Genomic DNA, 26,517 nt, shown 5'->3' with positions numbered 1-26,517 from the left:
ATTAAGATGAAAAAGAGTGTTTACCTGTTATTGATGCTGGCGATGGTGGCCTGTAAGACGGACCTTAACCTGAGACCATTTGATAAACTGAGCCCTGATAACGCGTTTAATACAGAGTCCGACCTGCAATTGTATGCCAATTCTTTTTATAAGATATTACCTGATGGGAATAGTATTATCAGGGGAGATGTGATGAGTGATGTGATGGCAGGAAAAGATGTGAACAATTTTCTGATAAAGGGGGGATACTCGGCAACCCAGTCCAGTGGCTGGACCTGGACAGATCTGCGCAATATCAATTATTTCCTGGCGCATTATGGGCAGGCAAAAATTCCAGACGAAGCGAAGAATCATTATGCCGGTATGGCCAGGTTTTTCAGAGCCATGTTTTACTTTGAAAAGGTGAAACGTTTCGGTGACGTACCCTGGTATTCAAAACCCCTGGAGATGAATGATCCTGCGCTGTATAAAGGCCGTGACCCACGCGCTGCAGTGATGGACAGCGTATTGGCAGACCTGGATTTCGCCTGTGCTAACATCCGTGCAAAGAAAGATGTAACCTGTTCTCAGATTACCAAATGGGTGGCGCTGGCTTATAAGTCGAGAGTATGCCTGTTTGAAGGTACTTTCCTCCGTTATCATTCTACCAACAACCAGCTTGCAGAGAAAAAATGGCTGCAAGCCTCTCTGGATGCCGCCGACGAGGTGATAAAAAGTGGACAATATACCCTCAATACCGCCGGCGATCCAACTATGAATTATCGCAACCTGTTTATCAATGAAACACCCAGCGCTAATGAAATAATACTGGCTTATGTATGTAATAAAAGCATGCGGGTATTCAATGATGCCAACTGGTATTTTACCAGTGCTACTTATGGTAACCGTATCAGTTTGGTGAAAACTTTTGCAGATACCTATCTGAATATTGATGGTAGCCGCTTTACAGACAAGCCGGGTTTTGATAACCTGCCTTTTAATGAGGAAGTAAAGAACCGCGATCTACGCCTGCAACAAACCATTCGCATGGGAAATTACAGCCGCGAAGGACAAGTGGCCGCACCGGATTTTACGTATACCTATACTGGTTACCAACCGGTGAAATTTACACTGGACTCGAAGGCCACGGATGGTGTGGCAGAGAATAATAATTCCATTCCTATTATCCGGTATGCAGAAGTATTATTGAATAAGGCGGAAGCCAAAGCGGAGCTGAATGGTGGCCTGTCAACAGATGATTGGAACGCAACTATTAAGCCCCTGAGACAACGGGCCGGTTTAAAAAATACCGACATGCCTTCAACAGTTGATCCGTACCTGGTAAGTCAATTCTATGGTAATCTGAAAGTGCCTGTGCTTTTGGAAGTTCGCCGTGAGCGCGCCATAGAGCTCATCATGGAAGGCTTCCGCTTTTATGACCTGATGCGTTGGGGTCTCGGTGGATTACTGACCAACCCCTATGTAGGTCTTTACGTACCAGCCATGGATGTATTAATGGATTTAAATGAAGATGGGAAACCGGATGTTTCTTTCGTGAAAAAAGTGCCTGCCACCAAGGTTCCCGGTGTGTATTATTTCCTCATTGATGGTGATCAGACCAGGTTGTCGGCGGGTACCAGTGGTAACCTGATCTGGCTGGGGAATATTGTAAGAACATGGGAAGATTATAAATACCTGTACCCGATCCCGTATAATGATTTGTCGTTGAACCCGGCATTAAAACAAAACCCATTTTGGAACTAACATTTTAAGTATTATCGCATGAGGAAAATAACAGGAATAGCGCTGTTGATGCTGGTAGGGTTCTCTTCTTTTGCCCAGCAGGCGCAGCATGTGGTGCTGATTACCATAGATGGTTTCCGTCCTGAGTTTTACACAGATCCTTCCTGGGGCATGGTGAACCTGCGGATGATGAAAGAGCAGGGTGCTTACGCAGATGGTGTGAATAGTGTATTCCCCACCGTTACCTATCCCAATCACACGTCCCTGATCACTGGCGTAACGCCGGCAAAACACGGCGTATACTACAATGCACCATTTGAGCCCAAAGGGGCCAGTGGGATATGGTATTTCAATTACGACAGTATCCGGGTACCAACCTTATACGATGTAGTGCGCCGGGCAGGAAAGAAGTCGGCCAACGTGATATGGCCGGTAACAGTAGGGGCGCCTGTTGACTATAACATTCCCGATGTATGGACGCCGGGGAAAAAGGACCGTCGCGATATCATGGTTAATTGGTGTACACCTGCCGGCTTGTGGCAGGAAGTGCAGGAAAATGCCACCGGTAAACTGGGCGCCAGAGACTTCACCATGGAAGGTGAAGAAATGATCTTCGACGAAAATGTGGCCCGGATGTCGGCTTACCTGATCACTACCTACAAGCCCGCGTTTACTACGCTGCACCTGGCCTGTACAGACCATTATGAACATGAACAGGGCCGTGACGGATTGCTGGTAAGAAGAGCAATTGCAGGGGCAGACCGGGCGCTGGGCACCATCATAGAAGCGCTCAAACGGGCAGGTATGTACGAAAACACTGCGGTTATTGTCACCGGTGATCATGGTTTTGTGGATATCAGCAAAACTTTTTCTCCGAATATCTTACTCGCTAAAAATGGCTTGTTAAATAATGCGTCTTCTGGCAATTGGAAAGCGCAGTTCCTGGCTTCGGGCGGCGCCGCTTTCCTGCATTTGAAAGATGAGAAAGATGTGGCCACCGCCAATAAAGTGTTGGCCATTCTAAAAAGCTTACCAGCGGCAGAGCAGCAGTTGTTTAAAATAATTAGTCATGCGCAACTGGAAACAGCAGGGGCAAACCCACATGCCGCATTTGCGCTGGCGGCGGCTCCTGGCGTGACCATAGGTGGCGCTGCTACCGGGGAACTGGTAAAGGCTGCCAAAGGAGGTACTCATGGATATTACCCTGATTTTAAAGAGATACAAACCGGCTTTGTAGCCTTTGGTGCCGGGATCAACAAAGGCGGTCATGTGAAAGAGATGAGTGTAACAGATGTAGCACCGGTAGTAGCAATGTTGCTGGGGGTATCACTGGAGCATACTGATGGGAAAGTACCGGTAGGGGTATTGGGAAAATAATAATAAGCGGTATAAAAAAAGGGGATGGTATCTGTAATAGATACCACCCCTCTTTTATTTATAGAAGGCGGAAGTTTATTCTTCGTGTTGTTTCAATGGATAATGCAGGTTGGAATTGTACTTTATCAACATGGTCAGCATATCTTCAGGAATATTATCCGGGATACTGGCCATCTGGAAATAACCGTTCCGTATAGCCATGCAGCGGGCGTTTCCGCGTATAGCAAACAGGCGGCGGAATTCGGATATATCTTTTGATTTCAAATGATATTGTGGTAATGTACCCGCAGTGGGTGTGCCTGGCTGCAGGTTAATTCCCATAAAAATGAAATTGGTATCTTTCTCAAATTGCTGAGCCAGGGCGCAGAAATTTTTGTAGATGCGCATGCTGGCAGTATCCGTAGGTACATACACCTGGATAACCCATTCTTTTTCATTTTTGGTATTGGTTATCAGTTGGCCGCCGTGATCATCATACAAAGTAAAAACAGGTACCAGTTCTCCCTGGCGTACATTGCGCCAGAGTTGTAACAGGGAGTCGTATTTATGCCGCTGGTGTGTAGGGACAACATTTGTGAGATCTCCATTGAGTGCGTTCAGCGTGGCATCTTCTTCAGTAAGCCCCGTTTGCTCGGTAGCCACACGTTTGTAGTAAGCCCATCTTACTTGGTCATTCTGTACGTTATATAACACATACTTTAACCGCATCACATTGTCGCTGTCGAAACCATTGGCTACTCCTGCGAGACTACGTATTTTAAAGAATCCATCGATGTAATTGTTGATGGCGTTGTCATTAGTTTTTGCAGAAAGGCTGTGTACCTGCGAAACACCATCAACGCGGGGGCTCGCATTATTATTACTTAAAGCCGCTAACGCCGGATTATCGAGGTCCAGTTGCGGTAATAACTGAATCGCTGCTTTGCTGGCGGCGACGCTATCGTTAGCGCCCTCGGCCACTATTTTTTGGATGGTTTTCAGTTGATCAGCTAAGCTGGTATGTTTTGGTACCTGCTGTGCGGTGGCAGAGATACTCCAGCACCCAAACAGCCCTAACAGGAAAGTATATTTCATGAATCTCTTTTTTATTTGGTTTGTGCCAATGCTTCATCCAGCAATTGTTCCAATGGTTTTCCGGTGCGGTCCCATACATTGTATACGGTGCCATCCGCGTTGATGATGACGGCAAAAGGAACGAAGCCGAACCCAAATACTTTGCGGAAACCATCTTCCTCAAATCCTCTGGGGTCGCGTGCCTGCGTCCATGGCATTTGTTCCTGGCCCAACGCTTTTTTCCAGGCAGCATCTACTGCATCTACAGAAATGCTGAGAATTTCCACGCCTTTTCCATGATAAGCCTCATATACTTTTTTGAGATGTGGTATTTCCATGCGGCAGGGATGACACCACGAAGCCCAGAAATCCAGCATCAGCACTTTGCCGCGGAAGCGGTTGTAATTAACGGTATCGCCGGTGTTTACGCCCAGGGCTTTGAAATCCGGTACTACACGACCGGGTTGTGATTTGGACATCACTTCTTCCCGTTGTGTCACTAATTTACCGTACCATGATTTACGGGCGTTAGGGCCCATGGCATCCAGCATGGACTTCACACGGGAATAAGGATATTTTCCCCAATAGTTAGCCAGGAAAGCACCTACTTCGGTATCGGGATATTTAGCCAGGAACTCCAGGGTGCGGTCGGGATTGGAAGGGTTGGTCATGTCCTGCAGGTAGTACTGGTACTGATCATTCAGCAGGCCGCCTTTTAATTGTTTGCCATTCAATCCGAAATAATTTGTTGCTATTTGATAGCGGGTATTCTGAAGGAAAACAAACGAAGAAATACCGTTGATGATGAGCTTCGCCGGTTGCGGATAATCCACTTTTCCCTTAATAATGAACTGATGACCTTTGATAGCGGCTTCCGCCAGTATCACTTTATCGTCTTCCAACGCCAGTAGCTGGACTTTGCCGTACTTAACATCCTTCACGGAGCCCTTGATTTCGAAGCCCTGTGCGAGGCCTGGCAGTCGTAGCAGGAGCAGTAGCAGTAAGCAACAGACGCTATTCGCTATTTTGATCATATTTGTGCGCTTTTATTACTAGACAACGCACTATGCATAAAGGGTGAAGCGCAACCGGAAATACTTTTAAAATAGCTGTTTTATTATGGGTAAACCAATCGGGTGATGGCCTGCCATCAAAGGGATAGGAGTTGTTTTAGCAGCAGGGTTAGTAGTGCATGGGGTTAATATGCCTGGAGGGCGGGTAACCCTTCATATACTGCGGGGGCAATAACAGACGCATCGTCGGGTTTCACTTTGCGCACGGAGTTTACCGGCCAGTAATCCAGTTCCCTGGCAGGCAATTCATATTGTAATATCTCACGTATACCCGTATCCGTAAGAGATGGCTGAATCCATTCCTGTGCAAGTTCGTTGGTCAGCATCATTGGCATTCTGCCTGCATTGTCGCCACCATTATGGATTTGCGCCATCAGTGGATTGGCATTTCGTGTTAGCAGCGTGAATGTGGGGATACGGGCGGGTTTATCCACATCCCAGGAGTTGGATAAGGCCCATAATCCGGCGATAAAAAAAACGTCCTGCTCTTTCGACTTGATATAATAGGCTACTTTATTCTTCCAGCCGCTGATTTGCCGGTATTCAAAGAAGCCGGTAGCAGGTACCAGGCAGCGCTGATGCCGGATGGCATTCCATAGTGTTCCATTTTCCAGTACTTTTTCACTACGGGCATTCAGGAATAATTGCCGCTGTCTTTTTACTTTATCAATAGTGTCCAGCATTTTAGGGATAGGACCCCAGGTATACTTCTCCAGCTTTAATCCATTGTGTTGTGTGATCACCGGCCATTGTGGGTACGACATCCCTATCTTATGCCAGGTGGTATCGAAGTCGATATCCAGGTTCCCGGCGGCCTGCAGTTGTGGCAAATATTTATAAATACTTTCTATGTTGGCAGTAAACGCGATATCGTAACACATAATGAATTAGTCGTAGTCTATCTCCGATAAAGGTACTTTTATTTCCTCATCTCCATACTTCAGGGTAAAATACAATTCGCCGTAATGCAGGAATAACTCCGCCTGTACGGCTTCTTCCTTGTCGGGCCGCCAGGTGGTTTTGCGGGAAATATATCTTCTTACCGCCGGATCCATTATCAGTGGCGGCTGCCATACTTCCTGCTGTAACAGGGATGCATATACTTTATAGCCGGCAGGCTGTGAGGCAGCCTTGTACAATTTTGCTATTTCTTCCGGATGATGCGCCTGGTAGATATATTTGCGGCTGTCAAAACGGATATGCTGAAAGTGCATATTGGCTTCGCCGATATCTTTATAAGGTGTGATCAGGAATACTTCCCGGATGTGAATATCCGTGTTTGTTCTGCCGGCGGCATAGCTTTGGCGGACAAACAGCGTAAAGCCGTTTTCCAGCAGGGCAGTAACCAGTTCTCCTGATAATAGTGCCAATGGATTGTGCATAACGATCAATTTTATTTACGCATGTCTACAATCACGGAGGTAACTACGCCCCACACCTGGAAATCGGCATCTTCCGTGATGATGATGGGTTTATAAAACGGATTTTCGGGATGTAATACCCAGTTACGGCCGGCTTTCACCAATCGTTTCACGGTATATTCTCCATTCAGTGCGGCCACTACAATATCGCCGGTACCGGGGCGGATAGAGCGGTCTACCACAGCCATGCAGCCATCGGGAATATTGGCTTCGGCCATGCTGTCTCCTTTTACCCGTATAATAAAGGAGGTGGCGGGGTTGGGTTGCAGAATACGGGAAAGATCAATTTCTTCTTCCTGGTAATCCAGGGCGGGGGCGGGGAACCCTGCGGGGATGCTGGTGTTAAAGAAGGGCAGGGTTATATTCAATCCGCTCATTTTCAATGCTTCCATATAACTATCGTTTTAATAAATACTAATAATATTAGCAAAATAAAGCTAAAATTATTAGTTTAAAAAATCAATTAACAGATCATTTACAAACGATGAAAATGGGCGTGGAACTAAGTTGCAGCAGATCAGTGAAGTAGGGGAAATGAGTGCTAAAACAGGCGCAGTGAGATTTTTTTGGAGAGGAAAGTTTAGTTGGTAATACGGCTGCAAAACATCTTCGTTTTCTTCCTGATATCGGCACTTATATCAGTCCTTATGTATAAGTGCTTATATTTAAATTTCCGCACTAATCCAAAAAAAACCTTTGATTTCTCGTTTTACTTCCTATTTTTGCACTCGAATTATGAACACAAACATACATATCCATCATCACCATCATTTCTTACCAACGCGGTAGGCTGGGATGATAATGTGTATATCACTATATTAAATCATCAACAGGGGCTTACCGAAGAGGTAAGCCCCTTTTTTATTTATTATCCAGGATGAAATTGAAAATTGCAATCCAGAAATCCGGCCGCCTGCACGATGACTCCATCAAACTATTGAAGGAATGCGGTATCGACATTAACAACGGCGTGAATAAGCTGAAAACAGAGGCGGCGAACTTTCCGCTGGAAGTATTCTTCCTGCGTGATGATGATATTCCTCAATACATTGAAGATGGCGTAGCAGATATAGGAATTGTAGGAGAAAATGTAGTGCTGGAAAAACAAAAGCAGGTGAACATTGTTCAGAAGCTGGGCTTCGGAAAATGCCGCCTTTCTATGGCCGTAGAAAAATCAGTGGATTACACCGGCGTGAAAGACCTGCAAAACAAAAGAATTGCTACCAGCTATCCCGTAATAGTGGAAGAATTCCTGCAACGCAACGGTATCACCGCAGAAATTCATGAAATCAGCGGATCTGTGGAAATTGCACCTGGTATTGGATTGGCAGATGCCATCTGTGACCTCGTCAGCAGCGGCTCTACCCTGTTCATGAATGGATTGAAAGAAGTAGAAACCGTCTTGAAGTCAGAAGCCGTACTGGCCGCTTGCCACGACCTGAAACCGGAACAGCAGCTGTTGCTCGACAAATTATTATTCCGTATTCAGGCAGTGAGAAAAGCGAAGAATAATAAATATGTGCTGCTCAATGCGCCTAATGATAAACTGAATGAAATCATCGGCTTACTGCCCGGTATGAAAAGCCCGACAGTATTGCCATTGGCAGAAGCAGGCTGGAGTTCTGTGCACTCTGTACTGAATGAGAATGAATTCTGGGATATCATCGAAAGCCTCAAAGCTGCCGGTGCACAAGGTATCCTGGTAGTGCCTATCGAAAAAATGGTGATCTGATGCAAACAACGAGATTCCCCGATAAAAGCACCTGGAGCACATTGTTGCAACGCCCTGTAATGGATACTTCTGCATTGGAAAAAAAAGTGAATGATATCCTGCAGGAAGTGCGTATCAACGGCGACCAGGCCATCAGAAAGTTTGCAGCGGAATTTGATAAAATCACGCTGGAAAATATACAGGTGCCAGCAACTGCTTTTGCACAGGCCGAAGCTACGCTGGAACCCGCGCTGAAAGCTGCTATTCAGCAGGCTGCAAAAAACATCACTACCTTCCATCGCGCACAGCAGGAAAAAGTACAGGTGATTGAAACGATGCCGGGGGTACAGTGCTGGCGTAAACCAGTGGCAATTCAAAAGGTAGGATTATATATCCCCGGTGGCTCCGCACCGCTGTTTTCTACCATCCTGATGCTCGGTATACCCGCTATGATAGCCGGTTGTAAGGAAATTGTACTCTGTACGCCTTCACTGCATCCTGCTATTTTATATACGGCGCAACTGGTAGGTATTGGAAAAGTATTTACTATTGGGGGTGTACAAGCCATTGGCGCTATGGCCTACGGTACGGAAACAGTGCCCCAGGTGTATAAAATATTTGGCCCCGGTAACCAATATGTAACCTGTGCCAAGCAACTGGTAAATAAAAGCGGTGTAGCGATTGATATGCCTGCTGGTCCTTCAGAAGTGGCCGTGCTGGCGGATGAGAACTGTGTGCCTGATTTTGTGGCAGCCGACCTCTTATCCCAGGCAGAGCATGGACCCGATAGCCAGGTAGTATTGGTCACCACCAGTGAAAAAGTATTGACGGATGTTACCAATGCGCTGAATGCACAGCTGGAGCAGTTACCCCGCAAAGGTATTGCTACTGCCGCGCTGGAAAATAGTAAAATGATCCTGGTGAAAGACATGGATACCGCTATGGATATGCTCAACGCCTATGCGCCGGAACACCTGATCCTGGCCTGCAACGGCGCAGAAAATATCGCGGATAAAGTCACTGATGCGGGATCCGTTTTCATGGGAAATTATACACCGGAAAGTGCGGGCGACTATGCTTCCGGTACTAACCATACGCTGCCTACAAATGGCTATGCGCGGGCATATAGCGGCGTGTCGCTGGATAGTTTTGTGAAGAAAATTACGTTCCAGCAAATTGCTCCGGAAGGACTGCAAAACATTGGCGCCACTATTGAAGCCATGGCGGCAGCAGAAGGATTGGAAGCACATAAAAATGCCGTTACCGTAAGATTGCAACAGCTGGAGAATACCGGCGTTTAAATAACAAGATAATATCACTGATATGTTTAATCTCGATACCCTCGTAAGGGCAAACATAAAAAGACTGGTACCTTATTCTACTGCCAGAGATGAGTTTAAAGGAGAGGCTACTATCTTCCTGGATGCAAATGAAAATAATTTCGGATCGCCGCTGCCGGTGAATTACAATCGTTACCCTGATCCATTGCAGTGGAAGCTAAAATATAAACTGGCCGACGTAAAAGGCGTACCGCCGCAAAATATTTTTATCGGTCACGGCAGTGATGAAGCCATCGACGTGCTTTACCGCTGTTTCGTAAACCCCGGTGTGGACAACGTAATACTTTGTCCGCCTACCTACGGCATGTACGAGGTAAGCGCACACATCAACGATGCAGTGATCCGCAAAGTAAGTCTCACACCTGATTTTCAACTGGACATCCCTGCGTTGCAACAGGCCATCGATGAAAATACCAAACTCATTTTCATCTGTTCTCCCAACAATCCCACTGGTAACTCTATTCACCGCGCAGACATAGAACTGCTGTTGAATAACTTCGATGGAATTGTAGTGATAGATGAGGCTTACATTAACTTCTCCCGTCAGAAAACATTTATACAGGAACTCACCGAATATCCTAATCTCGTGGTGTTGCAAACCATGTCCAAAGCATGGGGATTGGCAGGACTTCGTATCGGGATGGCTTTTGCCAGCGAGGATATTATCAACACTTTCAATAAAGTGAAGCCTCCGTATAATATCAGCCAGGCGACGAGTGAACTGGCCTTACAGGCACTCGATAATGTAGGACAGGTAAATGAATGGATCCGCGAAATCGTGATAGAACGCGATCTGCTCTCCGCGGCGCTGATACAGTTGCCGGAAGTACTGGAGATTTATCCCAGCGATGCCAGCTTTATCCTGGTGAAAACCACGGATGCAAAAGGTATTTACAATCACCTGATTGAACAGGGTATTGTGGTGCGCGACCGTTCCAAAGTTGAGCTTTGCATGGGCTGTTTGCGTATCACCATTGGTACACCGGCTGAAAACCTGCACCTGCTGGAGGTATTGAAATCCTTTAACCTGAAAAAAGAAACACCTGTATCTGCATGAAACGCGTACTCTTTATAGACCGGGATGGTACCCTGATCAAAGAAGTGCCACCCACCTACCAGATCGATAGCCTGGACAAAGTGGAATTTTATCCCAAAGTATTTGTGAACATGGCGCGGATAGCCGCTGAGCTGGACTATGAGCTGGCAATGGTGACCAACCAGGATGGACTGGGAACCACGTCTTTCCCGGAAGATACTTTCTGGCCTGCACAACAGATGATCATCAGGGCTTTTGAAAATGAAGGAGTGAAGTTTGATGAAGTATTCATCGACCGCTCTTTCCCGGCAGACAATGCGCCTACCCGCAAGCCACGCACGGGTATGCTCACCAAATACCTGGATGGCAGCTACGACCTGGCTAACTCCTTCGTGATCGGTGACCGGATTACAGACGTACAACTGGCTAAAAACCTGGGCGCCAAAGCCATCTGGATGAATGAAGGCGCTGGTTTGGGAAATGCAGAGATCAGTGATGATATAGCAGCGCTGCAGTCCGTGATAGCATTGGAATCGACCGACTGGAACCGGATCTATGAATTCCTGAAACTGGGGTTAAGAACGGTAACGCATGTACGAAAAACGAATGAAACAGATATCAGCATTGAACTGAACCTGGACGGCACCGGAAAGGCTAATATTCATACGGGGCTTGGCTTCTTTGATCACATGCTTGACCAGATTGCCCGTCATGGTGCGATGGACCTGAATATCACTGCCAAAGGCGATCTGCATATCGATGAACATCATACCATAGAAGACACTGGCATTGCCCTGGGCGAAGCCATGGCCAAAGCCCTGGCGGATAAACGCGGTATTGAAAGATATGGCTTCTATTTGCCGATGGACGACTGCCTGGCACAGGTGGGCATTGACTTTGGCGGCCGTAACTGGCTGGTATGGGATGCCACTTTCAAAAGGGAGAAGATAGGGGAGATGCCTACCGAAATGTTCTATCATTTCTTCAAATCCTTCTCAGATGGCGCTAAAGCCAACCTGAACATTAAAGCAGAAGGAGAAAATGAACATCATAAGATAGAAGCCATCTTCAAATCTTTTGCAAAAGCCATTAAAATGGCCGTGAAACGCAATCCGTATAATATGCAGTTGCCTTCTACCAAAGGAGTATTATAAGGAGCCGAAAGCATAAAGCAGAAAGCAGAAAGCAGAAAGCTATTTAAGCGAATGCTGGAAGCGAGTAGTAACAGGAATATCCGCTAAAATATCCGCTTAAATAGCTTTTTGCTTTCTGCTTTCTGCTTTCTGCTCAAAAAAATATTTGCATCTTCCAAAAAAATGTTTCATTTTTGTCCCGCTATGCAAAATATGATTACTATAAACAAACATTGGTGGTGGCACGGAATCAATTCCTGATCTGTGTTACAGTGCCATGTTTCGTTTAGAAATATATTTGGAAGGCCCGCTGTTACACAGCGGGCCTTCCGCTTTTTCAGCCCTTCCCCCTTTTTAAATAAAAAAACATTTCACCCAATACATCATGCGTACCATCCAAGTAAAAACGAGATCCAAACAAATGCTGGCGGACATCTACACGCCAGTGGGAATATATCTGCGGTTGCGCGATAAATTTCCGGGTTCTATCCTCCTCGAAAGCACCGACTACAGGGCCAGTGATAACAGCTATTCGTATATATGTGTGAAACCTATCGGAGGCATTGAAGTTACCTCAACTTCCCATTTTGAATTTAAATATCCCAACCTCCCGGTTGAAAGAAAAGAACTGAAGAACAAACAACAGGTACTGGATGAAATGGGGAAGTTTCTTGGTAATTTTTCTTTCTCCGGCAACAACCCGGTACCAACGGCACAGGGCCTCTTCGGCTATACTACCTTTGATGCCGTACAGTTTTTCGAAACCATTGAATTCAATAAAAAGAAGCAACAACCCGGTAACACCATTCCTTTGATGCGTTACCGCTACTATCAATATGTGATCGCTATCAATCACTTTAAAGATGAACTTTTTTTGATTGAGAACCAGATAGAAGGCGTGGACAGCGAGTTTGAACTGGTAGAGTCGATCATCCGGCACAAAGATTCCCCCGGGTATCCTTTTGCCACTACCGGAACAGAAGAAAGCAATATGACGGACGCGGAATATATGCAGATGGTAGAGAAAGGCAAACAACACTGCTTCCGGGGCGATGTGTTCCAGGTAGTACTCTCCAGGGCTTTCCAGCAATCCTTCACCGGCGATGAATTCAACGTATACCGCGCTCTCCGCTCCATCAACCCCTCTCCTTATCTTTTCTTCTTCGATTATGGCGATTACAAATTAATGGGCTCCTCACCGGAAGCACAAATTGTAATCAATAATGGCAAGGCTACTATTCACCCCATTGCGGGTACTTTCCGCCGTACAGGCGATGATGCACAGGATAGAGTCCTCGCTGATAAACTGCTGGAAGATCCAAAAGAAAATGCAGAGCATGTGATGCTGGTAGACCTTGCCCGTAACGACTTGAGCAGAAATGCTACCGAAGTGGCAGTAGCTTCATACAGGCAGGTACACTTCTATTCTCACGTAATTCACCTGGTGAGCGAAGTTACTGGAAAGGTAGATCCGAAAATGAATCCTTTTACCCTCCTGGCTTCTTCTTTCCCGGCAGGTACCTTGTCAGGCGCGCCTAAATACCGTGCGATGGAAATCATTGACCAGTACGAACCTACCGCGCGTGGCTTCTATGGCGGCTGCATCGGTATGGTAGGCTTCAATGGCAACTTTAACCACGCCATCATGATCCGGTCTATGCTCAGTAAAATGAACACGCTGTATTATCAGGCCGGCGCTGGTGTGGTAGCCAAATCAGTCGCTTCTTCCGAACTCGAAGAAGTAAACAACAAACTCAATGCGTTAAAACAAGCCATCCTGCTGGCACAAAAAATTTAGTCATGAACATTCTCGTTTTCGATAACTACGACTCTTTCACCTATAACCTCGTTCATCTCGTGGAAAAAATCATCAACGGTAAGGTAACCGTGGTACGTAATGATGAAATTCCATTAGAGAAAGTAAACGACTACGATAAAATTATTTTGTCACCCGGTCCTGGTATTCCGGAAGAAGCCGGATTATTACTGCCGCTCATCAAAGAATATGCGCCCACCAAATCCATTTTTGGTGTTTGCCTCGGGCAACAGGCCATCGGACAGGCTTTTGGCGCTTCGCTCATCAACCTGAAAGAAGTGTACCACGGCGTGGCTACCAAAGTAAATATCATTAAGGAAGATGGACGCCTGTTTAATCATTTACCTAAACAAATAATGGCAGGCCGTTATCACTCCTGGGTAGTAGATGAATCTACGCTCCCCGCGGAATTAACCATTACCGCAAAAGATGAGGAAGGTTTTATCATGGCTTTGCAGCACAATAAATACGATGTAAGCGGCGTACAGTTCCACCCGGAAAGTGTACTCACCCCGCAGGGAGAAACGATTTTGAGAAACTGGTTAAGCCTGTAGTAACAGCTAATCATCTGCATCAACAGCGAATTATCCATCTCACTAACAACTAACTGCTAAAAGCTAACAGCTTCAATAATAGCTATCATGAAAAAGATTCTTAATTATCTCTTCGAACATAAAACCTTTAGCCGCGAAGCTGCTAAAGATATCCTGATCAGCATCTCCAAAGGAATGTACAATGAAAGTGAACTGGCGGCTTTCATGACGGTATTCCTCATGCGCAGCATCACCATCGATGAGCTGCTGGGCTTCCGTGATGCCCTGCTGGAACTTTGCGTACCTGTAAATCTCAACGGTTATGATGTACTTGACATCGTAGGTACGGGCGGGGATGCAAAAAATACCTTTAATATTTCTACCTTGTCGTGCTTTGTGGTGGCAGGCGCCGGTGCTAAAGTGGCCAAACATGGCAACTATGGCGTGTCTTCCGTAAGCGGTGCTTCCAATGTCATGGAATTGCTGGGGTATAAATTCAAGAACAACGATGCGGCACTGAGAGCGGAACTGGAAGCGTCAGGCATTTGTTTCCTCCATGCGCCACTGTTTCATCCGGCCTTGAAAAATGTTGCCGGTATCCGCCGTCAGCTGGGTATCCGCACCTTTTTCAATATGCTCGGACCACTGGTGAACCCGGCTTTTGCCAAGCACCAGTTGATAGGCGTATATAGCCTGGAAATGGCCAGGGTGTATAATTACCTGTTCCAGCAAACAGATAAGCAGTTTGTGATTGTTCACAGCCTGGATGGATACGATGAAATATCACTGACTGCCGATACCAAAGTCATCACCAACAAAGGAGAGCAGGACTGGACGCCGGAGCAACTGGGTAAACGTAAAGTACACCAGGAAGATATTTATGGGGGAAATACGCCAGAGGAAGCCGCTAAGATCTTTATGAAGATCCTGAAAGGAGAAGGTACCTGGGCACAGAATTCCGTTGTATTCGCCAATGCGGCAATGGGACTGTACAGCCTCGGAAAATATAATTCGTATGAGGATTGCTTCGCCGCCGCAGTGGAATCACTGGAATCCGGCAAGGCACATACCGCATTTAAAAATCTGATTGCGTTGCAGTCGTAGGTATATTTTTATGAAGAATATCTTAGCAGAAATAGTTGCACATAAGCATATTGAAGTAGCTGCCCGTAAGCTGCAGCGTAGCACCGCCGACCTGGAACAGGCGCCCGGATTTGCCCGTGAAACATTATCGTTGCGGCATTTCCTGCAGCAGCCCGGAAAAACCGGTATCATTGCTGAGTTCAAACGCCGCTCCCCTTCCAAAGGGCTTATCAATGGTGATGTAACCGTGCAGCAGGTAACTACTGCGTATACACGTTACGGCGCTTCAGGGCTCTCTGTACTCACCGATGAAAAGTACTTCGGTGGCTCTTCAGACGACCTGCAACAGGCCCGCAGTTTTAACCAGATTCCTATTCTGCGTAAAGACTTTGTGATAGATGAATACCAGATCCTCGAAGCCAGGGCCATTGGCGCCGATGTGATCCTGCTGATTGCAGAATGCCTGGAAGCAGCGGAAGTAGCCCGTTTGGCTACCTTTGCACACAACCTCGGACTGGAAGTATTGCTGGAAGTACATAGTGAAGCACAACTGGAGAAAGTTACGGAACATACCCACCTCGTAGGTGTGAACAACCGCGACCTGATCACCTTCCAGGTGGATTTCAACCGCTCTTGTGAACTGGCACCGAAAATTCCGGCAGATAAAGTGAAAGTAGCAGAAAGTGGAATCAATGATCCGGCTGCTATTGTAACGCTGAAAGCTGCTGGCTTCCAGGGCTTCCTTATCGGAGAGCATTTCATGAAACAGGAAGACCCGGCACGTGCCTTCGAAAATTTTGTTCAAACACTCCACGACCTGGAAAACAAATAATTACCTATGCGTATTAAAGTTTGCGGCATCACTAAAATAAATGATTTGCAGGCGCTGGTAGCTAACAGCGTTGATTATGCAGGATTTATTTTTTATGAGAAATCACCCCGTTTTGCCGGCAATAAAATAGACGCAAGAACGGTACGTGAAACCACCGGCATCAAAAAGGTGGGCGTGTTTGTAAATGCTTCCCTGGAGCAGGTACAACGCACCATTGCCGACTATGCGCTGGACCTGGTACAATTGCATGGTGATGAAACACCGGCGTATTGTGCCACCATCCGGGAGCTGGTTCCTGTGATCAAAGCTTTTCGTATAGGTGATCACGTTAACTGGGAAGCAGACCTGGCGCCGTTTGTTCCCGTAACGGATTATTTCCTCTTTGATACCGCTTCTGTAAAAGGCTACGGCGGCACCGGGGAACGATTTAACTGGGAACTGCTGGCTACCTATCCATTTGATCATCCCTTCTTTTTGAGTGGAGGGATTGGCCCGGATCAGGCCGCGGATTTCAGTGAGATGCCTTTACCGGCGCTGTTTGCAGTGGATGTGAACAGTAAATTTGAAGACAGCCCCGGTGTGAAAAACATAGCACTGGTGGAATCTTTTGTAAAACAAATTCATTCATCAATCATAAAATAATCGGTCATGGATATTGCAATTAACACCGGCAACTCCAGGTATCAGGTAGATAAGAACGGCTATTATGGCAGGTTTGGTGGGGCATACATTCCCGAAATGTTGTACCCCAATGTAGAAGAGTTGCAATCCCAATACCTGGCTATACTGAGTGATCCTTCTTTCCAGCAGGAATTTGAAGCACTGCTAACAGACTACGTAGGCCGCCCTTCCCCGCTATATTTCGCGAAACGTTTGTCAGAAAAATATAAATCAAAAATTTATCTCAAACGGGAAGACCTTAATCATACCGGCGCGCATAAAATAAACAACACTATCGGGCAAATCCTGGTGGCGAAGCGTTTGGGTAAAACCCGTATCATAGCGGAAACCGGTGCCGGACAACACGGTGTGGCCACAGCTACCGTGTGTGCGCTCATGGGCCTGGAATGTGTGGTGTATATGGGAAGCATCGATATTGAAAGGCAAGCCCCCAACGTAGCGCGTATGAAAATGCTGGGTGCTACCGTGGTAGCAGCTACCAGTGGCAGCAAAACGCTGAAAGACGCTACCAACGAAGCAATCCGCGACTGGATCAACAACCCGGTAAATACACATTATATCCTCGGCACTGCTGCCGGCCCACATCCATATCCTGATATGGTGGCACGGCTTCAGTCGGTGATCAGCGAAGAAATTAAGAAACAATTGAAAGCCAAAACCGGTAGTGAAGATCCTAACTACGTAGTGGCCTGTATTGGTGGCGGTAGCAATGCTGCTGGTGCCTACTTCCATTACCTGGACCGGGAGAATGTGAAACTGGTGGCTGTTGAAGCTGCTGGTCATGGTGTACATAGCGGTCACTCTGCTGCCACCACCCAACTGGGTACCATTGGTATTATCCACGCCAGTAAAACCCTGCTCATGCAAACCGACGACGGACAGATTACAGAGCCTTACTCCATCTCTGCCGGACTGGATTATCCGGGCATTGGACCCATGCACGCACATCTGTATGAATCAGGCCGTGCGCAGTTCCTGTCAGCTACCGATGAGGAAGCATTGGCAGCAGCCTACGAACTGAGCCTGCTGGAAGGAATTATCCCGGCTATGGAATCCGCTCACGCGCTGGCGAAATTAAAAGACCTGCCGCTGAAAGAAGAAGATGTTGTGGTAGTATGCCTTTCCGGCCGTGGGGATAAAGACCTGGATACCTATATCCGTCACATGAAAAAATAAATGGATTATGCAAAATCGTATTGACCAACTGTTCGCTAAAAAGCAACACGGCGTTTTAAATATATATTGCACCGCGGGTTTTCCTGAGTTAAATGATACCCTGCCGGTAATGACCGCATTACAGCAATATGGTGCAGACCTTATTGAACTGGGGATGCCTTTCTCCGATCCACTCGCCGATGGCCCGGTTATCCAGGATAGCAGCACCAAAGCCCTGCAAAACGGTATGAGCCTGCATGTGTTGTTTGAGCAACTGGCTGGCTTCCGGGAAACCATACAGGTACCGGTAATCCTCATGGGATATTTCAACCCGGTGCTCACTTACGGTGTAGAAGCTTTTTGCGCCAAATGTGCAGCAGTAGGTGTAGACGGCATTATTGTACCGGACCTGCCGATGGCGGAATATGAGCATGAATACCGCCCGCTGTTTGAGAAATATAACCTGCACCTTATTTTCCTCGTTACACCGGAAACCAGTGAAGCCCGGATCCGCAAAATAGATAGCCTGAGCAAAGGATTTATCTATGCAGTATCTTCCTCTTCCACTACGGGAAAAGACAAGGATATGAAAGACCAGCAGGCTTATTTCGAGCGATTAAAAAATTTGAAGCTCAGTAATCCCGTATTAATTGGGTTTGGTATAAAAGATAAAGCTACTTTTGAGGCGGCTTCGGCTCATGCCAATGGCGCCATTATAGGAACTGCCTTTATCAAGGCCATTGAACATAGCCGGAATATTGATGAAACGGTGAAGACGTTTATCTCGGGAATAATTCAGTAATAACATGAAAACGGTTATCATAAAATACAACGCCGGTAATATCCGCTCTGTGCAGTTTGCATTGGAGCGTTTAGGCGTTAACGGTACTGTTACAGATGATCACGAAGAGATCATGTCGGCCGACAAGGTGATTTTCCCCGGTGTGGGAGAAGCCAGCTCGGCGATGCGGTACCTGAAAGAAAGAAAGCTGGACCAGGTGATTGCCAACCTGCAGCAGCCGGTATTAGGCATCTGCCTGGGTATGCAGTTATTGTGTAAACATTCGGAAGAAAATGACACCGACTGCATCGGCGTTTTTGATACTGCCGTGAAGCGCTTTCAGTCGCCGGTAGAAAACCTGCTTAAAATACCGCAGATTGGCTGGAACAATATCACCGGCTTACACAGTGTGATGTTTGAGCATGTACCGGAAAATGCCTACATGTACTTTGTACACAGCTACTATGCTGCATTAGGTACAGACACAGTAGCCATTACCAACTACGTGATCAACTACAGCGCCGCCCTGCAGAAAAATAATTTCTACGCAGTACAGTTTCACCCGGAGAAATCCGCAGAAGCCGGCGGCCGTATTATTGAAAACTTTTTGAACCTCTGAGATGAATATTCGTTCGATAAGTGCAGATGATACGTTGCAACTTCGCAGGGATGTATTATATCCCAATGAATCATTGTCGGCCGTAAAAGTAGATCATGATGCCGATGGCTTACACTTTGGCATGTTTGATCAAGGACAAATGGTGACCGTAGTGTCCCTGTTCCTGGGGCGCGACAGTGCGCAGTTCCGCAAGCTGGCTACCTTACCGGCGGCGCAGGGAAAAGGCTATGGAAAAGCCATCCTGGCACACCTGGTGAGCATCTGCAAAAAAGAGGGCATCAGGCTGCTCTGGTGCAACGCCCGCGATACGGCTGTTGGCTTTTATGATAAGCTGGGCTATACAAAAAAAGGCGATTATTTTATAAAGAACGGAATTTCATATGTAAGAATGGAATTGCCGCTGGACCTGCATAATATGACAGCTAAACGTTTCGAAATTATCCCTGCCATCGACATCATTGATGGCAAATGTGTAAGACTCACCCAGGGCGACTATAGCCAGCAGAAAGTATACAATGAACATCCGCTGGAGGTGGCAAAGGAATTTGAAGCCATCGGTGTAAAACGTTTGCACCTGGTAGACCTGGATGGCGCTAAAAAAGGCCAGGTAGTGAATTGGAAAGTGCTGGAAAGTATTGTGGGTAAAACCAGCCTGGTAACGGATTTTGGCGGCGGTATTAAAACCGGGAAAGACATTGATATTGTATTTGAATGCGGTGCTGCCCTGGCTACCATTGGTAGTGTGGCAGTGAAGCAACCGGAATTATTTTTCAGTTGGGTAAAACAGTATGGTGCCGGCAAAATATTTCTGGGTGCAGATGTGAAGGAAGAGAAAATCGCCGTAGGTGGCTGGCTGGAAACAACGGAGCTGTCTGTATTCGATTTCCTGGAGAGCAATATCGCGCAGGGCGTTACCAATATCTTTTGTACTGATATCGCTAAAGATGGCTTATTACAGGGCCCTTCTACGGAGTTGTACAAAAAAATCATTGCACGCTTCCCGGCGATTAACTTTGTGGCCAGTGGCGGCGTAAGTAATATTGGCGACGTGGCAGCCTTGCAGGAAATTGGCTGTAGCGGCGCTATTATTGGTAAAGCGATCTACGAGGGTAACATCTCCATGGATGAATTAAAAACATTCCTGTAAATTATTAGTACATGTTGACCAAACGCATCATACCATGCCTGGATATCAAAGACGGGCGTACCGTTAAAGGTATCAACTTCGAGAATATCCGCGATGCCGGTGATCCAATAGAACTGGGTGCATTATATGCTGCTCAGGGCGCTGATGAGCTGGTATTCCTGGATATAACAGCTACGAATGAACGAAGAAAAACATTGTCGGAACTGGTAACGCGTATTGCGCGTCACGTGAATATTCCATTTACGGTGGGTGGTGGCATTGCTTCTGTAGAAGACGTGAACGTATTACTGCAATCCGGCGCTGATAAAATCTCCGTTAATACCTCCGCATTCAAGGATCCGGAGCTGGTAGACCGCCTGGCCCGTGAATTCGGCAGCCAGTGCGTTGTATTGGCTATTGATACCCGTTTTGAAGACGGCGACTGGTACGTATACCTGAATGGTGGCCGCGTGAAAACGGACGTGAAAGCATTTGACTGGGCCAAAGAAGCGGTGAACCGCGGCGCTGGTGAAATATTGCTCACTTCCATGAACAACGATGGTACTAAAAAAGGATTTGCCCAGGATATAACCGGGCAACTGTCGCAGCACCTCAATGTGCCGGTAATTGCCTCTGGCGGCGCCGGTAATATGGAGCATTTTGTTGAAGTATTTCAAAACGCCCAGGCAGATGCCGCGCTTGCCGCCAGCATCTTCCACTACAAAGAAATAGAAATACCTGCGCTCAAAACCTTTCTTTACAACAAAGGTGTGAACGTAAGATTTTAGAGATACCTGAAATAAGTTAACATGCAGATAGATTTTCAAAAGTCGTCCGATGGCCTGGTGCCAGCTATTATACAGGATGCCGTGACTTGCAAAGTACTGATGCTGGGATACATGAACCGCGAAGCATTGGAAAAAACCATGGCAGAAAGTAAGGTGACTTTTTTCAGTCGCTCCAAAAACCGGCTGTGGACGAAAGGAGAAGAGAGTGGTAACTTCCTGATCGTAAAAGATCTGAAAGTGGACTGCGACCAGGATACCATCCTGATTAAAGCCAGCCCGCTGGGTCCTGTATGCCATACCGGCGCAGATACCTGCTGGGATGAGCAAAATATCAGCAATGATTTCCTTGCCACGCTGGAAGGCATCATTGCCGATAGGAAAAACAATCCTACTGATAAGTCGTATACTGCCAGCCTTTTTGCACGCGGCATTAATAAGATTGCACAGAAAGTAGGAGAGGAAGCGGTAGAAGTAGTGATCGAAGCAAAAGATAATAACGACGACCTGTTTCTCAATGAGTCAGCCGATCTCTTGTTTCACTACCTGATCCTTTTGCAGGCAAAAGGATTCCAGTTGTCAGATGTTATATCGGTGTTAAAACAACGCCACAATAAATAACCGGATCTTCCGGGTTAATAACGTTTTCAGATAGTGGTGATGCGGTTATCACCGGGCTTAATAATTATTATTCATCCCGTAACAGATGGCAATAAATTCATCATCATTATCTGAAATACGGATATCTTCTCCCCAAAATATGATCAGCGGTAAACAACCATGGTCCCTCCCTTAAAAATCTCTTCGTATATTACACCCCACTAACTAATTAAAATAATTCGTAATGAAACAATTTTTCCTGTTAGCCACTGTAGGGCTGTTTTCCACAGGAGTGTATGCCCAGCAGGTGTCAGGCATTGTGAAGAATGGGAACGGCAAAACCATATACCTTTTTGACGACCAGGATAATAACCCGGATGACTCTGTAGTCATTAAGAATGACCAGTTTAGTTTCAAGGTAAAAAGTGGTAAAGAGCCCGCTGTATATGCCTTGATTTTGAGGGATGTGAATTACCCGATGTTATTCGTAACAGGCGGTAGTGAGCCCGTGCATTTTACTACGTCTCTCGCTACTTTTCCCATTGCATCTGCAGTGAAAGGGAATGAGAATACGCAGGCTATGCAACAGTACCAGAAAGCATTTGAGCCGTTGATTAAACGGGCACAGGATTTAAACCTGATCGCTAAAAATGTTAACCCGGAAGATGAGCCGGCAAAGAATTCTTTTCGTAAAAAAGCGGATGAGTTCAGCCAGGATGTCATTAAAACCGGTACCGAATTTATCAAAGGCCATCCCGCCAGCATTGCCAGTATCTGGTTGCTGATGAACGAATTACGGACGCGGCTGGATGGAGAAGAATTCCAGCGCCTGTTCAATTCGCTGGATCCCGCTGTTAAAAACGGACAATACGGACAAAGCGTAACCGCCTATATAAAAAGTTTGAAAGTCAGTGCAGTCAACATTGCAGCAGATGACTTTTCCCAGACAGACACCAAAGGGCAACCCGTAAAACTTTCTTCTTTCAGGGGAAAATATGTGCTGGTGGACTTTTGGGCCAGCTGGTGCGGCCCTTGTCGCCAGGAAAATCCTAACGTGGTAAAAGCTTACAATAAATACAAGGATAAGAACTTTACCATCCTGGGTGTTTCGCTGGATGATAACCGGGATCGCTGGTTGAGGGCTATCAGCCAGGATAACCTCCACTGGACACAGGTATCTGACTTACGTGGATGGGGAAACGAAGTGGCAGTACAATACGGTATTCAGTCTATTCCTTCCAATTTCCTGGTGAGCCCTGATGGGAAGATCATCGCGCGCAACCTGCGTGGAGAGGAGCTGGAAGCCAAATTGGAGGAAGTACTGAAATAGCCGCTTATCAAAATCAGGTTGTGATTGATCAGCCGATTTTACAAATTTGTTGTTCGTAAAACAAAAACCAATGAAAAAAACGATTGTAGGGATCGCCCTTTTCGTACCGGCAGTAATATTTGCCCAGGATAAGAAAGGCTCGGCAGCAGGTAAAGCTTATACTATACAGGGAACTGTTTCTCAACAGCATAACCCCGCTACTGTTTACCTGAGAATGCGGAAAGGCGGAGAGAGCTTTATGGATAGCGCTCAGATCAAAGATGGTAAATTCACTTTTAACGGCACCCTGGAAGAACCCGCTATGGCCAGCCTGATGCTGGTACAGAAAGGTACTGAAAAGCCGGTATCTATGGGCCGCGATATGCTCGCAGTATTCCTGGATAAAGGGGTTGTCAATGTCACTACAACCGATTCTATCAGCAAAGCCGAAGTAACAGGCTCCAAGGCTAACGACGACTATAAAAAGCTGAATGAGTTATTAAAAGATGTGAACGAAAGAGGGGCTGCATTACAGAAGAAATATCGTGAACTGGCACAAAAGAAAGACGAAGAAGGCATTAAAAAGCTGGAAGCGGAGTACGATGCATTAGATGCAGAAGAAAAGAAAATTGAGAATGATTTTCTGTCTAAGAATACCAGTTCTCCTATCTCTATGTTCTTATTGAACCAGGTAGCAGGATATGATATTAAACCTGATGAGGTAACCCCGCTGTTTAAGAAATTAAGCAAGGAAGCAAGAAACTCCCCTTCCGGTAAGGAGTTCTCCAAACGCCTGGAATCAGCGCGTAAAACCGCTATCGGCCAACCCGCTATCGATTTTGCACAGGCAGATGCCAACGGCAAAAATATCAGCTTATCTTCCTTCCGTGGAAAATATGTACTGGTGGACTTCTGGGCTAGCTGGTGTGGTCCCTGCCGCGCAGAAAACCCGAACGTAGTAAAAGCCTACGACCAGTTTAAATCCAAAGGCTTCGAAATTCTCGGTGTTTCCCTGGATGATAAAAAAGAAAAATGGCTGGCAGCAATTGAGGCTGATAAACTGACCTGGTCACATGTTTCCGACCTCAAAGGCTGGAAGAATGCGGCAGCAGATCTTTACGGTGTACGCGCTATCCCACAGAATGTACTGATTGATCCTAAGGGAAAAATCGTAGCTAAAAACCTGCGTGGCGAAGAACTGGCCTCCAAGCTGGAAGAAATATTGAAATAAGCTTAAAGCATAAAGCGAAAAGCATAAAGCTATTGTAGCGAACGATTAAAGCGAAATATATGCTTTGGTCATTCGCTACAATAGCTTTATGCTTTTCGCTTTATGCTTTTCGCTAAAAAAAATTTTGTATTATCTACGATTCTTTCGTAGATTTACGAAAGAATCGTAATTGAACATAAAATAATATCATGGAAAAACTGACCCAGCAAGAAGAAACAGCCATGCTGGCTATCTGGAAGGTAGGGAAAGGTTTGGTAAAAGACTTCCTGGAAGCACATCCCGCGCCCGCGCCTCCCTATACAACCCTCGCCTCCACGATTAAAAACCTGGAGAAAAAAGGGTTCCTGGAAAGCCGGAAAATAGGTAACGTATATGAATATACGCCGGCTATAGAAGAAGCTGCCTATAAGCAAAAGTTTATGAACGGCTTTGTAAAAGACTATTTCGAAAACTCTTATAAAGAACTGGTGTCCTTCTTTGCAAAAGAAAAGAAGATCAGCCCGGATGAGTTGAAAGAAATTATCAAAATGATAGAAAAAGGCAAATAAAACTGCTGACTATGATACCTGCTATATTAATATATCTGTTAAAGGCGAACATTGCACTGACCATGTTCTTTCTCGCTTACCGCTTCGGTTTGCGCAGGCTCACCTTTTATACGTTGAACAGGTTATTTCTACTGACAGGCATCGCATTTTCTTCCTTGTTTCCCTTTATCCCTATCAACGCATTTGTGGATAAGCATGAAGTTATTGCCGGCAACGTGATGACCTACGTGCCTGACCTATCCGCATGGCAGTCGCCCGCGCCCGTATTTACCGTATGGACCGTATTAGTATACATCTTCTGGACAGGAGTATCGGTAATGGCTATACGCTTTTTTATACAATTGATTTCCCTGTGGAAAATTCACCGGCAATCGCAGCGGGGTAAAATCGATGATATCACCGTACAGCTATTACAGCAACCGGTAAATCCTTTTTCGTTCTTTCGTCATATTTATATCAATCCCTCCCTGCATCAGCCGGAAGAATTACCAGCCATCCTGCATCACGAGAAAGTGCATGTACAGCAGTGGCATACTGCGGATGCATTGCTGGGAGAAATTAACCAGGTATTTTATTGGTTCAATCCCGGCGCCTGGCTCATGAAAACAGCCATCCGCGAAAACCTGGAGTTCATTACCGACAGATACCTGTTACGGCAGGGCGTAGATAAAACCAGTTATCAGTATAATCTTATAAAAGTTAGTGGGATCCCTTATGCGACGGCCATCGCAAACAATTTCAATTTCTCACATCTTAAAAAACGAATTATCATGATGAACAGTAAAAAGTCGTCCCGCTATCAATTGGTACGTTACGTGATATTAGGAGTATTAGTAGGAGGGTTAGTTTTATCATTAAATTATACAAGAGCATCTGCCGCCTTGAATTTCATCCGGATAACAACAGATACGACTGTACCTGTTAAGAAATTTACTGTAACCCCCAGAGTTGTTCAACCAGATGCCAAAACAATCAAAGGAACACCTGTAAAAAAGGGATCCCCTGCTGTGAACACCATCACCGTACGGGGTAACGGGGATCCCGTGTATGTAGTGGATGGTGTGGCGGTAACAAAAGCTGTTTCAGATGCTTTAAACCCCAATAGTATTGCCCAGGTGGATGTGTTGAAAAACGTTAGTGGATTGGAAAAAGAATCGCTCATCTCCCTATATGGCGAAGGAGTGAATAACGGTATTGTGTTTATTGAGCTCAAGAACCCGACTCCCGCTGCCGCCCGTAAAAAATTAGCAATTCGGACGAGAGACGAAACTCTTATGGAGCCGCTCATTTTAGTAGACGGTAAGGAATTGCCTGATGGCCAATCCGTTAACGATATTTCGCCTGACAAAATTTCCTCTATGGAGGTTTTAAAAGACAATGCGGCTAAAGCACGCTATGGCAGTGCTGGCAACAACGGCGTGATTCTGATTAAAACCAAACCAGAGGGGCGCGTTACTTTGCAAGAGATTAAAATGGAAGTACGTAAAGAAGATTCCACCACTGTAAAATAATTATTCAAATCACTGATAAAGCTGAATGCCGTTATGGTGCC

Annotated in this window: 26 protein-coding genes; 21 read left to right on the top strand and 5 right to left on the bottom strand. The window is 46.1% G+C overall.

Features of this window, described 5'->3' with window-relative positions:
* Positions 1 to 6: 6 nt before the first annotated feature.
* Both J7623_RS03805 and J7623_RS03800 read left to right on the top strand, forming a co-directional pair.
* Complete coding sequence (locus J7623_RS03805; RefSeq protein ID WP_291917309.1) at positions 7 to 1,743, top strand: RagB/SusD family nutrient uptake outer membrane protein; 1,737 nt, start codon at positions 7 to 9, stop codon at positions 1,741 to 1,743.
* An 18-nt stretch (positions 1,744 to 1,761) separates the two neighbouring features.
* Positions 1,762 to 3,099: an alkaline phosphatase family protein gene (locus J7623_RS03800; RefSeq protein ID WP_291917307.1), complete on the top strand. Its 1,338-nt coding sequence runs from the start codon at positions 1,762 to 1,764 to the stop codon at positions 3,097 to 3,099.
* A 75-nt stretch (positions 3,100 to 3,174) separates the two neighbouring features.
* Here the strand turns inward: J7623_RS03800 and J7623_RS03795 are convergent, their stop codons facing one another.
* From J7623_RS03795 to umuD, 5 genes are all read right to left on the bottom strand, one after another.
* Entirely contained in the window at positions 3,175 to 4,173 is a 999-nt protein-coding gene (locus J7623_RS03795; RefSeq protein WP_291917305.1) for a hypothetical protein, read from the bottom strand.
* An 11-nt stretch (positions 4,174 to 4,184) separates the two neighbouring features.
* On the bottom strand, positions 4,185 to 5,186 hold the full coding sequence (locus J7623_RS03790; protein WP_291917303.1) for a TlpA disulfide reductase family protein: 1,002 nt from the start codon (positions 5,184 to 5,186) through the stop codon (positions 4,185 to 4,187).
* A gap of 164 nt (positions 5,187 to 5,350) precedes the next feature.
* Positions 5,351 to 6,106, bottom strand: coding sequence for an SOS response-associated peptidase family protein (locus tag J7623_RS03785; protein ID WP_291917301.1), 756 nt, complete (start codon positions 6,104 to 6,106; stop codon positions 5,351 to 5,353).
* 6 nt (positions 6,107 to 6,112) lie between these two features.
* Positions 6,113 to 6,607: a hypothetical protein gene (locus J7623_RS03780; RefSeq protein WP_291917299.1), complete on the bottom strand. Its 495-nt coding sequence runs from the start codon at positions 6,605 to 6,607 to the stop codon at positions 6,113 to 6,115.
* Positions 6,608 to 6,618: 11 nt separating this feature from the next.
* Positions 6,619 to 7,038 carry a translesion error-prone DNA polymerase V autoproteolytic subunit gene (gene umuD, locus J7623_RS03775; RefSeq protein ID WP_291917297.1) on the bottom strand — a complete coding sequence of 140 codons (420 nt, stop codon included), beginning with the start codon at positions 7,036 to 7,038 and terminating at the stop codon, positions 6,619 to 6,621.
* Positions 7,039 to 7,523: 485 nt separating this feature from the next.
* Between umuD and hisG the strand changes: the two genes are divergently transcribed.
* The 19 genes from hisG to J7623_RS03680 all read left to right on the top strand — a co-directional run bounded on the left by hisG (position 7,524) and on the right by J7623_RS03680 (position 26,476).
* Positions 7,524 to 8,378, top strand: coding sequence for an ATP phosphoribosyltransferase (gene hisG, locus J7623_RS03770; RefSeq protein WP_291917295.1), 855 nt, complete (start codon positions 7,524 to 7,526; stop codon positions 8,376 to 8,378).
* Positions 8,378 to 9,658 carry a histidinol dehydrogenase gene (hisD, locus tag J7623_RS03765; protein WP_291917293.1) on the top strand — a complete coding sequence of 427 codons (1,281 nt, stop codon included), beginning with the start codon at positions 8,378 to 8,380 and terminating at the stop codon, positions 9,656 to 9,658. The genes hisG and hisD overlap by 1 nt, the downstream gene beginning before the upstream one ends.
* 22 nt (positions 9,659 to 9,680) lie before the next feature.
* Positions 9,681 to 10,754, top strand: a complete 1,074-nt coding sequence (gene hisC, locus J7623_RS03760; RefSeq protein ID WP_291917291.1) for a histidinol-phosphate transaminase — start codon at positions 9,681 to 9,683, stop codon at positions 10,752 to 10,754.
* Positions 10,751 to 11,887, top strand: coding sequence for a bifunctional histidinol-phosphatase/imidazoleglycerol-phosphate dehydratase HisB (gene hisB / locus J7623_RS03755; RefSeq protein ID WP_291917288.1), 1,137 nt, complete (start codon positions 10,751 to 10,753; stop codon positions 11,885 to 11,887). Before hisC ends, hisB begins: the two co-directional genes overlap by 4 nt.
* Before the next feature lie 364 nt (positions 11,888 to 12,251).
* Entirely contained in the window at positions 12,252 to 13,664 is a 1,413-nt protein-coding gene (locus J7623_RS03750) for an anthranilate synthase component I family protein (RefSeq protein WP_291917287.1), read from the top strand.
* Positions 13,665 to 13,666: 2 nt separating this feature from the next.
* Positions 13,667 to 14,236, top strand: a complete 570-nt coding sequence (locus tag J7623_RS03745; RefSeq protein WP_291917286.1) for an aminodeoxychorismate/anthranilate synthase component II — start codon at positions 13,667 to 13,669, stop codon at positions 14,234 to 14,236.
* An 87-nt stretch (positions 14,237 to 14,323) separates the two neighbouring features.
* Positions 14,324 to 15,319 (top strand): anthranilate phosphoribosyltransferase, encoded by a 996-nt coding sequence (trpD, locus tag J7623_RS03740; protein ID WP_291917285.1) that lies wholly within the window; start codon positions 14,324 to 14,326, stop codon positions 15,317 to 15,319.
* Positions 15,320 to 15,329: 10 nt separating this feature from the next.
* Complete coding sequence (gene trpC, locus J7623_RS03735) at positions 15,330 to 16,130, top strand: indole-3-glycerol phosphate synthase TrpC (RefSeq protein ID WP_291917283.1); 801 nt, start codon at positions 15,330 to 15,332, stop codon at positions 16,128 to 16,130.
* Between the two features lie 6 nt (positions 16,131 to 16,136).
* Positions 16,137 to 16,772 (top strand): phosphoribosylanthranilate isomerase, encoded by a 636-nt coding sequence (locus J7623_RS03730; protein ID WP_291917281.1) that lies wholly within the window; start codon positions 16,137 to 16,139, stop codon positions 16,770 to 16,772.
* Positions 16,773 to 16,778: 6 nt separating this feature from the next.
* Entirely contained in the window at positions 16,779 to 17,987 is a 1,209-nt protein-coding gene (gene trpB, locus J7623_RS03725; RefSeq protein WP_291917279.1) for a tryptophan synthase subunit beta, read from the top strand.
* 7 nt (positions 17,988 to 17,994) lie between these two features.
* Positions 17,995 to 18,768 (top strand): tryptophan synthase subunit alpha, encoded by a 774-nt coding sequence (gene trpA, locus J7623_RS03720; RefSeq protein WP_291917277.1) that lies wholly within the window; start codon positions 17,995 to 17,997, stop codon positions 18,766 to 18,768.
* Between the two features lie 4 nt (positions 18,769 to 18,772).
* Positions 18,773 to 19,366, top strand: coding sequence for an imidazole glycerol phosphate synthase subunit HisH (gene hisH / locus J7623_RS03715; protein WP_291917275.1), 594 nt, complete (start codon positions 18,773 to 18,775; stop codon positions 19,364 to 19,366).
* Between the two features lies 1 nt (position 19,367).
* On the top strand, positions 19,368 to 20,513 hold the full coding sequence (gene hisA / locus J7623_RS03710; RefSeq protein ID WP_291917273.1) for a 1-(5-phosphoribosyl)-5-[(5-phosphoribosylamino)methylideneamino]imidazole-4-carboxamide isomerase: 1,146 nt from the start codon (positions 19,368 to 19,370) through the stop codon (positions 20,511 to 20,513).
* 11 nt (positions 20,514 to 20,524) lie between these two features.
* A complete protein-coding gene (gene hisF / locus J7623_RS03705) occupies positions 20,525 to 21,280 on the top strand; it encodes an imidazole glycerol phosphate synthase subunit HisF (protein WP_291917271.1) in 756 nt (251 codons plus the stop codon).
* Between the two features lie 21 nt (positions 21,281 to 21,301).
* Positions 21,302 to 21,898: a bifunctional phosphoribosyl-AMP cyclohydrolase/phosphoribosyl-ATP diphosphatase HisIE gene (gene hisIE, locus J7623_RS03700; protein ID WP_291917269.1), complete on the top strand. Its 597-nt coding sequence runs from the start codon at positions 21,302 to 21,304 to the stop codon at positions 21,896 to 21,898.
* A 223-nt stretch (positions 21,899 to 22,121) separates the two neighbouring features.
* Positions 22,122 to 23,207 (top strand): TlpA disulfide reductase family protein, encoded by a 1,086-nt coding sequence (locus J7623_RS03695; RefSeq protein WP_291917267.1) that lies wholly within the window; start codon positions 22,122 to 22,124, stop codon positions 23,205 to 23,207.
* 70 nt (positions 23,208 to 23,277) lie between these two features.
* The gene (locus J7623_RS03690; RefSeq protein ID WP_291917265.1) at positions 23,278 to 24,417 is read left to right on the top strand and encodes a redoxin domain-containing protein; all 1,140 of its coding nucleotides are present in this window, start codon (positions 23,278 to 23,280) and stop codon (positions 24,415 to 24,417) included.
* A gap of 188 nt (positions 24,418 to 24,605) precedes the next feature.
* Positions 24,606 to 24,965, top strand: a complete 360-nt coding sequence (locus J7623_RS03685; protein WP_291917263.1) for a BlaI/MecI/CopY family transcriptional regulator — start codon at positions 24,606 to 24,608, stop codon at positions 24,963 to 24,965.
* Positions 24,966 to 24,976: 11 nt separating this feature from the next.
* Entirely contained in the window at positions 24,977 to 26,476 is a 1,500-nt protein-coding gene (locus tag J7623_RS03680; RefSeq protein WP_291917261.1) for a TonB-dependent receptor plug domain-containing protein, read from the top strand.
* Positions 26,477 to 26,517 lie beyond the last annotated feature (41 nt).

The organism is Chitinophaga sp. (assembly GCF_017745275.1).
GTDB lineage: Bacteria > Bacteroidota > Bacteroidia > Chitinophagales > Chitinophagaceae > Chitinophaga.
Note: the sequence above shows the minus strand (reverse complement) of the source record. Positions and strands in the feature narration are given on the sequence as shown.

Bases quoted from the DNA above. Each gene is read 5' to 3' on its own strand.
- trpC (WP_291917283.1), top strand. From the start codon at position 15,330: ATGAAGAATATCTTAGCAGAAATAGTTGCACATAAGCATATTGAAGTA.
- J7623_RS03680 (WP_291917261.1), top strand. From the start codon at position 24,977: ATGATACCTGCTATATTAATATATCTGTTAAAGGCGAACATTGCACTG.
- J7623_RS03745 (WP_291917286.1), top strand. From the start codon at position 13,667: ATGAACATTCTCGTTTTCGATAACTACGACTCTTTCACCTATAACCTC.
- J7623_RS03685 (WP_291917263.1), top strand. From the start codon at position 24,606: ATGGAAAAACTGACCCAGCAAGAAGAAACAGCCATGCTGGCTATCTGG.
- hisH (WP_291917275.1), top strand. From the start codon at position 18,773: ATGAAAACGGTTATCATAAAATACAACGCCGGTAATATCCGCTCTGTG.
- J7623_RS03780 (WP_291917299.1), bottom strand. From the start codon at position 6,607: ATGCACAATCCATTGGCACTATTATCAGGAGAACTGGTTACTGCCCTG.
- hisF (WP_291917271.1), top strand. From the start codon at position 20,525: ATGTTGACCAAACGCATCATACCATGCCTGGATATCAAAGACGGGCGT.
- J7623_RS03795 (WP_291917305.1), bottom strand. From the start codon at position 4,173: ATGAAATATACTTTCCTGTTAGGGCTGTTTGGGTGCTGGAGTATCTCT.
- hisIE (WP_291917269.1), top strand. From the start codon at position 21,302: ATGCAGATAGATTTTCAAAAGTCGTCCGATGGCCTGGTGCCAGCTATT.
- J7623_RS03695 (WP_291917267.1), top strand. From the start codon at position 22,122: ATGAAACAATTTTTCCTGTTAGCCACTGTAGGGCTGTTTTCCACAGGA.
- J7623_RS03790 (WP_291917303.1), bottom strand. From the start codon at position 5,186: ATGATCAAAATAGCGAATAGCGTCTGTTGCTTACTGCTACTGCTCCTG.
- umuD (WP_291917297.1), bottom strand. From the start codon at position 7,038: ATGGAAGCATTGAAAATGAGCGGATTGAATATAACCCTGCCCTTCTTT.
- hisB (WP_291917288.1), top strand. From the start codon at position 10,751: ATGAAACGCGTACTCTTTATAGACCGGGATGGTACCCTGATCAAAGAA.
- trpA (WP_291917277.1), top strand. From the start codon at position 17,995: ATGCAAAATCGTATTGACCAACTGTTCGCTAAAAAGCAACACGGCGTT.
- J7623_RS03730 (WP_291917281.1), top strand. From the start codon at position 16,137: ATGCGTATTAAAGTTTGCGGCATCACTAAAATAAATGATTTGCAGGCG.
- trpB (WP_291917279.1), top strand. From the start codon at position 16,779: ATGGATATTGCAATTAACACCGGCAACTCCAGGTATCAGGTAGATAAG.
- J7623_RS03800 (WP_291917307.1), top strand. From the start codon at position 1,762: ATGAGGAAAATAACAGGAATAGCGCTGTTGATGCTGGTAGGGTTCTCT.
- J7623_RS03785 (WP_291917301.1), bottom strand. From the start codon at position 6,106: ATGTGTTACGATATCGCGTTTACTGCCAACATAGAAAGTATTTATAAA.
- hisG (WP_291917295.1), top strand. From the start codon at position 7,524: ATGAAATTGAAAATTGCAATCCAGAAATCCGGCCGCCTGCACGATGAC.
- J7623_RS03750 (WP_291917287.1), top strand. From the start codon at position 12,252: ATGCGTACCATCCAAGTAAAAACGAGATCCAAACAAATGCTGGCGGAC.
- J7623_RS03805 (WP_291917309.1), top strand. From the start codon at position 7: ATGAAAAAGAGTGTTTACCTGTTATTGATGCTGGCGATGGTGGCCTGT.
- J7623_RS03690 (WP_291917265.1), top strand. From the start codon at position 23,278: ATGAAAAAAACGATTGTAGGGATCGCCCTTTTCGTACCGGCAGTAATA.
- hisC (WP_291917291.1), top strand. From the start codon at position 9,681: ATGTTTAATCTCGATACCCTCGTAAGGGCAAACATAAAAAGACTGGTA.
- hisD (WP_291917293.1), top strand. From the start codon at position 8,378: ATGCAAACAACGAGATTCCCCGATAAAAGCACCTGGAGCACATTGTTG.
- hisA (WP_291917273.1), top strand. From the start codon at position 19,368: ATGAATATTCGTTCGATAAGTGCAGATGATACGTTGCAACTTCGCAGG.
- trpD (WP_291917285.1), top strand. From the start codon at position 14,324: ATGAAAAAGATTCTTAATTATCTCTTCGAACATAAAACCTTTAGCCGC.